We start from the raw sequence: 10,622 nt of genomic DNA, 5'->3' as shown, positions 1-10,622 counted from the left end.
CGGGAACTCGCCAGGGCGCCAGCCCAGGATCTGCAGGTGCCGAATCACCACCCGCCGCGGCTCCAGCCCCAGTTCTGCTGCCTTTGCCCCGGCCCGGGCCAGCTCATAGAGCTTTTTCCCCTGCCGCTTGATGGCGCTGTAAAGGGGCGGCACCTGCTCAATCTCGCCGACAAACTCCTGCAGACATTCCTCCACCTGCTCGCGGCTCAGCTCCGGACAAGGGGATCCCACCTGGATCTTCCCCTCGGCATCGTCGGTGTCGCTGCGCTGCCCAAAGCGGAAGGTTGCCCGATAGACCTTATCCCCCGGCAGAAAGGCCAAAAAGCGCGTCGCCCGCCCTACGGCAATGGGCAGAACTCCCGTTGCCGCCGGATCCAAGGTGCCACCATGCCCCACCTGGCGCGTGCGCAAGACCTGCCGCACCACCGCCACACAGTCGTGGGAGGTGAGCCCTGCTGGTTTATCCAGGTTGAGAAAGCCCTCCAGGGATCCCATGCTGCGCATCACCCATCAGTAATTTTAAGATTTGTAACCGAACTGCCTCAGCGCTTAACATAGGGTTAATTTCTGTCTGCGAGCTTGAAGCACCTATGGCGCAATCTGGCCTATTCCCTCAGCCTATCTGGCAACGCCTGTTGATGATCGCCCCTTTTTTCCTGTGGGGCTCGGCGATGGTGGCAATGCGAGATGCCCTCTCCGAGACCACTCCTCTCTTCATTGCCATTCTGCGGCTGTTGCCAGCCGGGATCCTGGTTTTGGCCTTTCGGCTTTGGCAAGGGCGGGCCTCTGAGGCATCTCAGCCCTGGCATCCCCAGGGGCGGCGAGGGTGGCTGTGGGTCCTGGCCTTCGCCCTGGTGGACGGCACCTGTTTTCAGGGATTTTTGGCGCAAGGGTTGAGAGAGACCGGCGCCGGGCTGGGATCCGTACTGATCGACTCGCAGCCGCTGGCGGTGGCTTTGATGGCCAACTGGTTTTACCGCGAGCGGATGGGATCCCTGGGCTGGCTGAGTCTGGGGCTGGGTGTGGTCGGCATTGGCCTTATCGGCCTCGGCGGGGAAGGATCCCTGCAGGTGGGGGCTGGCGTCGCCTGGATGTTGCTGGCTTCCCTGTCGATGGCCATCGGCACCGTGATGATGCCCAAGGTGGCGGAGGTGGCCGATCCGGTGTTGGCGACGGGCTGGCACATGGTGTTGGGCAGCCTGCCCTTGATCCTGCTCTCGGCGCTAACAGAAAGCGAGCAATGGCAGCACCTGAGCGGCGCCCACTGGCTGGGCCTGCTCTATGCCTCCGTGTTGGGGAGCGCCGTGGCCTACGCCCTCTTCTTCTACTTCGCCTCTCAGGAAAACCTCACCGAATTCAGCTCCCTCACGTTTCTCACCCCCATCTTTGCCCTTCTCTTCGGCAGCACCTTCCTGGGCGAGACCCTGACCCGGCTGCAGTGGGTGGGAGTGGGCATTACCCTGGTCTGCGTGTATGTCATCAACCACCGGCAGGAGTGGCAGGAGCGCCTGCGCTTGGCCTGGCCAGGGATCCTCTCGGAGCTGGGCCTGGAGTTCAGCACCGTCGAGATCCGCGATGGCCGGCCCGACTAAGGGAGCCTTCTCCTAGGGGGGCAGGAACCCCATCGCCTCCCGCACCCTTTGCAGCGTTGGCTCGGCAACAGCGCGAGCCTTGGCAGCATTTTCCCGGATCAGCGCCAGCAGATAGTCTGGGTTGCTCCAGAGCTCTCGGTAGCGCTGCTGAATGGGCTCTAGGGTGGCGATAATGCTGTCGGCGAGGAGGGGTTTGAACTGTCCCCACCCCATCTCAGCGCACTCAGCCGCCACCTCCTCCTTGCTTTTGCCGGAGGTGAGCATGTAGATCGTCAGCAAATTGTGGGCCTCTGGGCGTGCCGGGTCGTCGAAGGTGATGCCCCGAATCGAGTCGGTCTTGCATTTTTGGATCTTCTTGCGGATCGTGTCGGGGTCGTCTAGCAGGTGAATGCGGCTGAAATCCGAGGGATCCGACTTAGACATTTTGCGGGTGCCATCGGTCAAGCTCATGATCCGCGCCCCCTGCGGGCGAATCAGCGCCTCTGGGATCACAAACACCTCGCCAAAGCGGTCGTTAAAGCGGCGGGCAATATCCCGACATAGCTCGATGTGCTGCCGCTGATCCTCCCCTACCGGCACATACTTGGGCTGGTAGAGCAAAATATCCGCCGCCTGCAAAATCGGGTAGCTGAACAGGCCAACGCTGGTCTCCTCCCCCTGTTTCTCTTTTTTTTCTTTGTATTGGATCATGCGTTCCGCCCAGTTCATGGGGGTAATGGTGGTGAACAGCCAGGCCAGCTCTGTGTGGGCGGGCACGTGGGACTGCACAAACAGCACACAGTGCTCCAGGCTAAGGCCACAGGCCAGGTAGAGGGCAAACAGAGAACGGGTGCGCTCCCTCAGCAGCTTGGGATCCTGGGGCACAGTAATGGCATGTTGATCCACAATGCAAAAGAAGTTCTCGTAGTGCTCCTGCTCGGCCACCCAGTTTTTAATGGCCCCCAGGTAATTGCCCAGGTGCAACTCGCCGGAGGGCTGGATTCCAGAAAGCGTGCGCGGCTTGGACATAGGAAAAGCAATCTCAAACGCCAATAAGAGGGGGGACGAGAACCCAGAAAGTCTTTGTTCAGGATATCAAGAGAGCTGCAACCCGTTGGTTTATGAGGGAAGAAAGACACCAACCCGAAACCATGGCAGACCCGGAGCCAGAACTGCTGCGTGCTGCCAACCACTACGTGCTGCTGATCCCAGGCCTGCCGGAGCAATTTCTCACCCCTGAGGAATTGCAGGAGTTCCTTGTGCAACTGCTGCAGGAGTATCCCCACCTGGTGGATGCAGATCTGGCCCGCTACCCCACCCCTCAAGCCCAGGCGCAGCGGCTTATCGACACAGCCTGTGAGGTGGAGGTCTCTCCCGGCGAAACCGTGCAGTGGCACCCTGTACGCCTGCGCAAGCGCCCCTCAGCTTCTTCTCGCCCAGGCCAGCATCCGGCTTAAGGCCACGCTCGGGATCCCACAGGCATGCTACAACGCAAAGAAGAGATACCCAGTCCTGCGCTCTAAGGGGGTCAATCATGCCGCGCAGCATGAAGAACGACAACTTCATCGACAAAACCTTCACCGTCATGGCTGACCTGATCCTGAAGCTGATGCCGGGGGTGAGTCCTGAACAGAAGAAGGCCTTTGCCTACTACCGGGACGGCATGGCGGCCCAGAGCGAGGGAGAATATGCCGAGGCCCTAGAAAACTACCGAGAAGCCCTGGCCCTGGAGCAAGACGACGAAGACCGCAGCTACATCCTCTACAACATGGGCCTGATCTACCAGAGCAATGGCGAACTGGACAAAGCCCTGGAGTACTACCACCAGGCCCTGGAGCTGAATCCCCGCCTCTGTTCTGCCCTAAATAACATTGCCGTCTTGCTGCACCACAAGGGCGAGCAGAGCCTACAGGCCGGGGACGAGGAGACAGCAGAGGCCCTGTTCGATGAGGCAGCTCAATACTGGATCCGGGCCATTCGCATTGCGCCCAACAACTATATCGAGGCGCAAAACTGGCTCAAGACCACGGGACGCGCCAACCTGGAGCTGTATTGAGCTTTCTCCCAAGTGCCTGAGTTTAGCTAGACTGGTTAGACAATTAAAAGCTAGCTGAGTAACCCGGTAACCTGCCGGCAGGAGGGGAAGATGCTGAAACGCGAGGAAGTACGACACGTCGCCCACCTCGCGCGGCTGGAGCTAACCGAGGAGGAAGAAATCCAGTTCACCCAACAACTGGCAGACATCCTGGCCTATGTGGAACAACTGAAAGAGCTGGATACAGAAGCGGTAGAGCCCACCTTTCACGTGTTGGACATGGAGTTGCCCACTCGCCCCGATGAAGTGGAGCCCTACCCCGACATTGAAGGGATCCTGGCCAACGCCCCCGACCGCGCTGACATGTTCTTCAAGGTGCCTCGCATCCTCGAGGAGGAAGACTAGCCACCTTGCAGTGCGGCTACGAGCCACAACAGCTTTTGCTCTTCGGCGGGGGAGGGGGCACATCCAGGGCCGGGTTGCACTCAAAGAAGCCCAACGGCTTGAGCAGAAAGCCAATGTAGCTAACCGGCATCACCGGCCAGTCTTCGGTGCGGGGGAAGTGGTTGCAGCCAAAGCTGTACCAGAGCACCAGGCGGGTATTTTCTAGGGATCGGTTGGCTTGTGTCCATTTCACCAGCCCTTCCCCACCGGGGTGTTGGTTGGGGTAGTCCCCCGCCGGGAACTTCTCGCCAGGATGATAGGGCGTGGCCCAGAGGTGGTGGGCCAAATACCCTGCCCGTCGATACAGCCAGGAGTCGGGGTGGGCCAGGAACCGGACATTCTCTCCTGGGAGCAACTTGTAGGCCACCGGCTGCCCCAGGCGGTTGTGGCGGTTGGGGTTGACAATCTTCCAGTAGCGCCCCCGCAAGGGATCCACCGTTTGCTTGGCTTCCTGCTCGGTGCTCAACAAGGTGGAGCGGGCGCGGAAGGCGTTGCCGTAGGGGTTATCCGGCCCCAGGGGCAGCGGCTCGGCATGGACTTCGTAGAGGGAGTTGCCCGGCCCATCCACCGCCATGTCCAGGCGCACGGTAAAAAAGTGCTGGTGGTTGAGGCCAGACAATTGGGGCGCTACCAAGACGCCAAACTCCGGTTCCTCCCCCGGCAGGGTGGCGCAGGTGTTGATGATGCCGGTGAGCTTGGCCTCGAACTCCAGCGTGCCGTCCTGGTAGAAGTACCAGAAAAAGCCGTAGTCGTAGTTGCCGATGGTGGTAAAGAAAGAGAGCACCAGCCGCCGCGAGCGCCGCACCTGAGCTCGCTCCGTGCGCCAGTCGGTGTGCTTCCAGAGCACGCCAAAGTCCTCCTCGTGCATGCAGATGGCGTTTTTGAGGAGCATGGGCTCACCGCTGTTGCTGGGCAGCCAGGCATCGAAGTAGTAGATCTCCCCCAGGCAGTCGCAGCCCAGGCGCAGGGAATTGGCCTGCATGCCGATGCCGTATTCCCCCACGTCAAAGGCGTTCTTGCGACAGTGGGGATCCCGTGGATCCCCGTAGGGCACCACCATCTCGGCTACCGAAGCCCGATAGAGGATGGGGCGAAGGCGGCCCTGATCCTCATAGCTCACCTGATGCAGCACCAGCCCCTCGCGGGGGTTAAAGCTGATGCGCAAATCCCACTTCTGCCAGCGGATGTGGTGGCCTTCTACTTGGAAGCTCACCCCTTGGGGCTGAGTAATTTCCAAAGGCTTCAAATCTCGGCGAAACTCTTTGAAGAAGATCTCGTCAAAATTGCCATCTTCCGGGGGCAGAGGCCAGGGGCCGCGATCCTCCACCTTGATCACCTGCATTTGGTTGAGGTCAATCCAGGGGTAGAGGCCTTCGAGGGGACGGGCATAGCCATTGTCGTAAGGGGAAGTGCGCAGGAAACACAGACCCCGCACCAGCCGCCGCCCCTCTTCTTCCGGGATCCCAAAGTAGCCCACCGTCCAGTAGTCCACCATCACCCGCTCCACATCGGCAATGCCCCGCCGCTGCAGGGCGGCCAGAAATTGGGGATCCTCCTTGAGCAAGCGGTCACAGGCGTAGACCTCATCGTCCAAAAGGGGCGGCTGCACGCCGGGGACGAGCTGCCAAGAGCACACCTGCTGCCGAGAGAGGGAGACCACCGCCTCGTAGGTGCTGCCCTCGGCGGGATCCAACAGCACCACAAACGCCTGCCGATCCCAGGGTTGGCCCGGTTGCCAAGCTTCCATCCAGGGCCGCTCCGGCTCCTGCAGTTGGATGGTGACAAAGCGGCAGCGGGAAGCAAGAGGGCGCTCCTGACGCAGGATTTTGACCACTTGCCGGATTTCTTCGCCATTCAAGGGATCCAGGGGGTGGCTTGGCCATTCGGGCCGGACAGCCGCGGTTGTGGCAGAAAGCGATCGCTCCTGCTCCTGCAGAGCAGGCTGAGGACTGTGAGGAAGTTCACAAATCACAGAAATAACCTTGAATTCTACAGAAAGTGAATTGGCTGGGTGACGATCCGTTGAAAAATGCCGCAGGGGTCCCCTTGCCTGCCACCCCAGGCGCTCTAAGCTAGCCATCAGCCCGTACAGGACAACCTGGCCGTTGCCACAAGCAACTTTGGCAACCCTGGCCGGCAAGAGGATAGGCTCAAAGAATCCGTTCTTGGGGACAACCTCACCTTCGCCAGCTAGCCCAACCTGAGGTTATCCCCATCCGTTGGGTTGTCTCTGCCCGCTAACCAAAGGAAGAGGGCAGCGGCACCTTGAGCAGCCGCGTTACCGCAAACCGAAAAATATCGAACAATCGCCAGAAACTAACTATAGGCTTCCGAGGGAAAAGATCCCCGCTCAAAAGCAGCAGCAATTTCTTTAGGCCAAACGTGGCATAGGGCAGCATAAAAAAGAATCAACGCTTCATGCAGGCTGAGGGCGCAGCCGCAAGGAAGGAGCTTGATGCAGCACTGCTCTCTTCTCAACGCAAACTCATTTCGGCTTGCCCTAACCCCACCTGCTAGGGGGATCCCCAGTGTTGGGATCCAAGGCGCAACTGCCCATTACTATAGCAGAGGCTCCCCCCTCGGCTACAAGCTGCGGGCAAGAGTCGGCTCTCCGGATCTGAAGTTTAGCGTGAAGTAAAGATCCTTGTATTGGCTAACACATCTTTGAGCAGAGTACTGAAATCATGCTTAAAGCTAAGGATTTCTGGCAAGAGGATCGAGGATCGTCCACAATGAGGTAGCGCTGCTGGAACAACCAACCGTTTTGGTGGGGGAGATGGCTTCAGCTCAACACCGCCTGGTGCCGGTGCGGCCAGAAGACGGCGGCTTTTATCCAGAGCATCTCTTTTTGGCTCTGGAGGCCATCCAACTGGGCTACTGGCAACTGGATCTGCGCAGCGGGGAGCTGAGCAGTTCCCCTCAGTGCAAGGCCAAGTACGGACGGGATCCCGGCGAGGAGTTCACTCTGGAGATGTTTTTCGAGAGCGTTCACCCCGAAGATCGCCAGAGGGTGAAGGAAGCTCTCCAGTTGGCGGGGCCCAGGGCAATGGAGGGGGATCCCAACTTGGCAGTTGAGTACCGTGCCCATCTCGCAGACGGGCAGGTGCGCTGGCACCTCTCCCAGGGGATTGTGCTCCTGGGGCCGGAAGGGGATCCCAGCCATGTGGTCGGGGTAACCCTGGACATCACCGAGCGCAAGCAGGCCGAGCTAAAGCTGCGGCAACAGGTGCAGCGGGAAAAACTGTTTAACCGGCTCATTCAAGCCATCAGCACCTCTTTGGATCTACCCGCCCTCTTTGAGGTAGCGGTGCAGGAAGTAGGCCAGGTTTTGCAGGCAGCGCGGGTTACCCTTTACCAATATCTGCCTACCGAGAAGGTGTGGGTGGGCATTGCCGGCTATGTTCGCTCCCCCGATGTGCCCAGTGCTCTCCACCTGCGCATACCGGATGATCCAGAGATTCCAGCCATCCAGCACTTCAAGTGGCTGCAAGTTTTTCACGTGGCGGATCCCAAGCAAGTTTCCGATCCCTTTGCATTGCAGGAAAGGCAAGACTGCCAGCTCGGCCCTTGGCTAGGGATCCCGGTGGCCTGTCAAGGGAAACTTTGGGGCGCTCTAGCCCTGAGACGCGTGATCTCTGAACCCGATTGGCAAGAGGAAGAGATCGAGTTGGCCAGGGCAATTGGCAATCACCTGGCAGTCGCCATTCGACAGGCGGAACTTCATCAAAGGCTGCAGCAAGCCAACGCCGAACTGGATTACCAAGTGCGGGTGCGCAACGGCCAACTGCAGCAAGCCTACGAAGACGAGGCCCTGCTGCAACTGATCACGGAAGAAATTCGCTCCAGCCTAGACGAGCACAAGATTTTGGAAACCGTGGCGCAGGAACTGGCCCTCAGCCTTGGCCTTTCCGGCTGCATGATTGCCCTCCATGACCCAGAACGACAGGTTAGCGTTTTGGCCTTGGATTATCGACCTGGAGAAGGGATCCGCCGTTTTCCCCTGGGGATCCCCTTTGCCGATTTTGCCGAGGTGCTCCAGCAGCTTCAGGGTGGGCAGTTCTGCTATTTCAGCAACCTTGGCCACCCCTGCTGGCCCAGCTACGACCGCCACACGCTGCTGGTACTTCCCATTTGCGATGCTCAGGAAGGCGAATCTCTCCTGCTGGGAAATATTTGCGGCTCGCGTCCGCCGGGGCAGGTGTTTGGCGAGCGGGAACAGCGCTTGATGCGGCGGGTGGCCAGCCAGTGTGCGATTGCCATTCGCCAGGCCCGGCTTTTCCAAACCGTGCAGCAGCAGGTGCAGCAGTTGCAGGAGCTCAACCACCTCAAGGATGAGTTTCTGCACATGGTCTCCCACGAGATGCGCACGCCTCTAACCAACATGAAGCTGGCAATTGCTTTTCTCTCCAAGGCCAACCTGACGGAGCGGGAGCAGCGCTACTTGCAGATTTTGGAGATGGAGACCAACCGCGAGCTGGACTTGATCAACGAGCTGTTGGAATTGCAAGCTATTGAAGCCGGAAACAGGGATCTCAATCTAACCTGGTTATCTCCTCAGGAGTGGATCCCCAATCTTTCCGAGCCCTTCCGGCTGCGAGCTGCCCAGCAGAACCAACAGTTTCAGTTGGAATGGGATCCCGACCTTTTGCCCCTCTGCACGGATGAGAGCCTGCTGTCGCGGGTGGTGGGCGAACTTTTGAACAACGCCTGCAAGTACACGCCGGCTGGGGAAAGCATCTGTTTGCGCTTTAGCCAGACCCATCAACAGAACCGTCCCGGCTGGCTGATCGAGGTGCGCAATACGGGAGTGGAAATTCCTCCAGAGGCGCTGCCCCATGTGTTTGAAAAGTTCTACCGCATCCCACAGTTGGATCGCCGCAAGGCCGGAGGGACAGGCCTAGGCCTGCCGCTAGCCCAAAAGGCTATGGAGATGTTAAAGGGATCCCTGACTGTAGAAAGCCACTCTGGTCAGGTCATCTTTCGGGTGTGGTGTCCATCCCAAAGTCGATTGCCCCAAAACTCACCCGCCAAGCAAGACACTCAGCGCCTTGCGCAGGACTCGAACCTGCAACCATCGACTTAGAAGGTCGGTGCTCTATCCATTGAGCTAGCAAGGCAAGCTGCAGAGCCATTATATCCTTGGAGGAGTTTCCTCTCCGAGGTCGGCTACACGGCTTAACCCACTCCCTCAATGCCCCCTAAGGAGCTTCAGTTACGGATCCCAGTCGCTAAAGTTATAACGAAGGTCTTGGGAGAACCGGGATCTCGATGTCATTGCCTCCTGATCCTAGCTCAGTTGATGCCAAGAAGGCTGCTCGCGTCTGGGAGTCGGGAAACCCTCCCGGCCTGGAATCTCTCTCTCCGCCGGCCAGGCGCCTGTTGCGCCTCTACCATGGCGGCAGCTTTATCTTTCTGGGCCTGTTGTGGCTGCTGGTCGGGATCCCCAGCCTTTGGGCGCTGCGGGCAGATATCGTCCGTCTGTGGGACCATTTCACCTGGACGGGCCTGCGCTATGCCCTGTTTTACCGGCCCGGCTGGCCCACCTTCGGCCTTTTGCTGTGCGTCAGCTTCACGCTGGGGATCTTGATCGCCCAAAGCCGCTACGAGCTGTTTGGGCTCTATCCTATTGAGCGCTTGATGCTGGAGCGCCAGTCCCGCTGGATTTTGTCTTTGCCCGCCTGCCATCCGCTGCGGTGCTGGCTGGCACGCACTTTCAAGTGAACAACTCCCGACACCCATCTTCGTTGAGGAAACAACCAATACAGTGCGGACTAAGCTAAATGCGCGGGATTCCCCACCGTCTATACGGTGGGGCAGTTTATCTTCCAGACTTCGCCAGCCGGAATAGGAGCTGGGATCCCTCTGCCCCGTCTCAAGAGGGAGCGAGGCAAGGTTCAGCCGGCGGTGCCTCCCTTTTGGATCAGCTCAAGAGCCGGTGTCTTCAAGACGGATCCCGGCAATAGCCAGAAGAGTTGCTATCGAGGTCGACTGGTGATCCCCCACGGGCGGTCGGCGTTGGGCGATAGCCGATAATAAACAAGTAGCATCAGGGGTTGCTGGATATGCTAGAGACCATCTTTAATGCGGCCAATTGGTTTGCTTTGCCTTTTTGGGCTTTGATGATCCTGCTGCCGGGCTGGAAAGTGACCCATAGGGTGATGGAATCACTTTTGCCCATTGCCCTTTTGGCAACGGTTTATCTCTATCTTCTGGTTACCGGGTTTAATGCAGATACTCTCCAGGAGTTTTCCAATCCTCAACTCTCTCTGAGCAGCCTGACTTCTCTATTCAGCCAGCCCTCGGTCATGGCGACGGGATGGGTTCACTACGTTGTGATGGATCTATTTGTGGGCCGCTGGATCTTCTTAGAAGGCTGGGAAAAGCGAGTTTGGACAACTCACTCTCTGCTTTTGTGCTTGTTTGCTGGGCCGGTGGGTTTGCTCTCCCATCTGCTCACGGTGACCGTGGTGCAAGGGATCCGAAAGGGCCGGCCTGGGGTTGTTGGAGCGGATCAAAGTGCAGAAGTGCCGCAAGAATCCTCATGAACTACCCCACCGCGCAGGCGGGTGGGG

10 protein-coding genes and 1 tRNA gene are annotated in these 10,622 nt (G+C 59.0%); 7 read left to right on the top strand and 4 right to left on the bottom strand.

Going from position 1 to position 10,622, the window contains the following annotated elements; all coding sequences use genetic code 11:
* Positions 1-495 (bottom strand): tRNA pseudouridine(55) synthase TruB (truB, locus tag NW835_RS03235; RefSeq protein WP_414414508.1); only part of this gene is annotated, 495 nt, incomplete at its 3' end.
* Positions 496-590: 95 nt separating this feature from the next.
* Here truB and NW835_RS03230 point away from each other — a divergent pair.
* Positions 591-1,592, top strand: a complete 1,002-nt coding sequence (locus NW835_RS03230) for a DMT family transporter (RefSeq protein WP_414414507.1) — start codon at positions 591-593, stop codon at positions 1,590-1,592.
* 12 nt (positions 1,593-1,604) lie between these two features.
* Here the strand turns inward: NW835_RS03230 and trpS are convergent, their stop codons facing one another.
* Positions 1,605-2,600, bottom strand: a complete 996-nt coding sequence (gene trpS, locus NW835_RS03225; RefSeq protein ID WP_414363869.1) for a tryptophan--tRNA ligase — start codon at positions 2,598-2,600, stop codon at positions 1,605-1,607.
* A 92-nt stretch (positions 2,601-2,692) separates the two neighbouring features.
* Here trpS and NW835_RS03220 point away from each other — a divergent pair, with 92 nt between their 5' ends.
* The 3 genes from NW835_RS03220 (at position 2,693) to gatC (ending at position 4,011) form a co-directional block, all read left to right on the top strand.
* Positions 2,693-3,028: a chlororespiratory reduction protein 7 gene (locus NW835_RS03220; RefSeq protein ID WP_414370736.1), complete on the top strand. Its 336-nt coding sequence runs from the start codon at positions 2,693-2,695 to the stop codon at positions 3,026-3,028.
* A gap of 77 nt (positions 3,029-3,105) precedes the next feature.
* The gene (locus NW835_RS03215) at positions 3,106-3,627 is read left to right on the top strand and encodes a photosystem I assembly protein Ycf3 (protein WP_011430196.1); all 522 of its coding nucleotides are present in this window, start codon (positions 3,106-3,108) and stop codon (positions 3,625-3,627) included.
* Between the two features lie 90 nt (positions 3,628-3,717).
* A complete protein-coding gene (gene gatC, locus NW835_RS03210) occupies positions 3,718-4,011 on the top strand; it encodes an Asp-tRNA(Asn)/Glu-tRNA(Gln) amidotransferase subunit GatC (protein WP_414414506.1) in 294 nt (97 codons plus the stop codon).
* Between the two features lie 16 nt (positions 4,012-4,027).
* On the opposite strand, the gene NW835_RS03205 is transcribed toward gatC, so the two are convergent.
* A complete protein-coding gene (locus NW835_RS03205) occupies positions 4,028-6,022 on the bottom strand; it encodes a primary-amine oxidase (protein ID WP_414414505.1) in 1,995 nt (664 codons plus the stop codon).
* Positions 6,023-6,826: 804 nt separating this feature from the next.
* On the opposite strand from NW835_RS03205, the gene NW835_RS03200 reads away from it, so the two are divergent.
* On the top strand, positions 6,827-9,133 hold the full coding sequence (locus NW835_RS03200) for a GAF domain-containing protein (RefSeq protein ID WP_414414510.1): 2,307 nt from the start codon (positions 6,827-6,829) through the stop codon (positions 9,131-9,133).
* On the opposite strand, the gene NW835_RS03195 is transcribed toward NW835_RS03200, so the two are convergent.
* Positions 9,095-9,167, bottom strand: a tRNA-Arg gene (locus tag NW835_RS03195). The two genes, NW835_RS03200 and NW835_RS03195, sit on opposite strands and share 39 nt — an antisense overlap.
* A 151-nt stretch (positions 9,168-9,318) precedes the next feature.
* Here NW835_RS03195 and NW835_RS03190 point away from each other — a divergent pair.
* Both NW835_RS03190 and NW835_RS03185 read left to right on the top strand, forming a co-directional pair.
* A complete protein-coding gene (locus NW835_RS03190; RefSeq protein ID WP_414414504.1) occupies positions 9,319-9,771 on the top strand; it encodes a hypothetical protein in 453 nt (150 codons plus the stop codon).
* 341 nt (positions 9,772-10,112) lie between these two features.
* Positions 10,113-10,595: an ABA4-like family protein gene (locus tag NW835_RS03185; protein WP_414414503.1), complete on the top strand. Its 483-nt coding sequence runs from the start codon at positions 10,113-10,115 to the stop codon at positions 10,593-10,595.
* Positions 10,596-10,622 lie beyond the last annotated feature (27 nt).

Origin of the sequence: Synechococcus sp. OH2, from assembly GCF_047462155.1 — a bacterium.
Lineage (GTDB): Bacteria > Cyanobacteriota > Cyanobacteriia > Thermostichales > Thermostichaceae > Thermostichus.
Note: the sequence above shows the minus strand (reverse complement) of the source record. Positions and strands in the feature narration are given on the sequence as shown.

Coding starts and splice junctions, on each gene's coding strand:
- NW835_RS03230 (WP_414414507.1), top strand. CDS start 591: ATGGCGCAATCTGGCCTATTCCCTCAGCCTATCTGGCAACGCCTGTTG.
- trpS (WP_414363869.1), bottom strand. CDS start 2,600: ATGTCCAAGCCGCGCACGCTTTCTGGAATCCAGCCCTCCGGCGAGTTG.
- NW835_RS03220 (WP_414370736.1), top strand. CDS start 2,693: ATGAGGGAAGAAAGACACCAACCCGAAACCATGGCAGACCCGGAGCCA.
- NW835_RS03215 (WP_011430196.1), top strand. CDS start 3,106: ATGCCGCGCAGCATGAAGAACGACAACTTCATCGACAAAACCTTCACC.
- gatC (WP_414414506.1), top strand. CDS start 3,718: ATGCTGAAACGCGAGGAAGTACGACACGTCGCCCACCTCGCGCGGCTG.
- NW835_RS03200 (WP_414414510.1), top strand. CDS start 6,827: ATGGCTTCAGCTCAACACCGCCTGGTGCCGGTGCGGCCAGAAGACGGC.
- NW835_RS03190 (WP_414414504.1), top strand. CDS start 9,319: ATGTCATTGCCTCCTGATCCTAGCTCAGTTGATGCCAAGAAGGCTGCT.
- NW835_RS03185 (WP_414414503.1), top strand. CDS start 10,113: ATGCTAGAGACCATCTTTAATGCGGCCAATTGGTTTGCTTTGCCTTTT.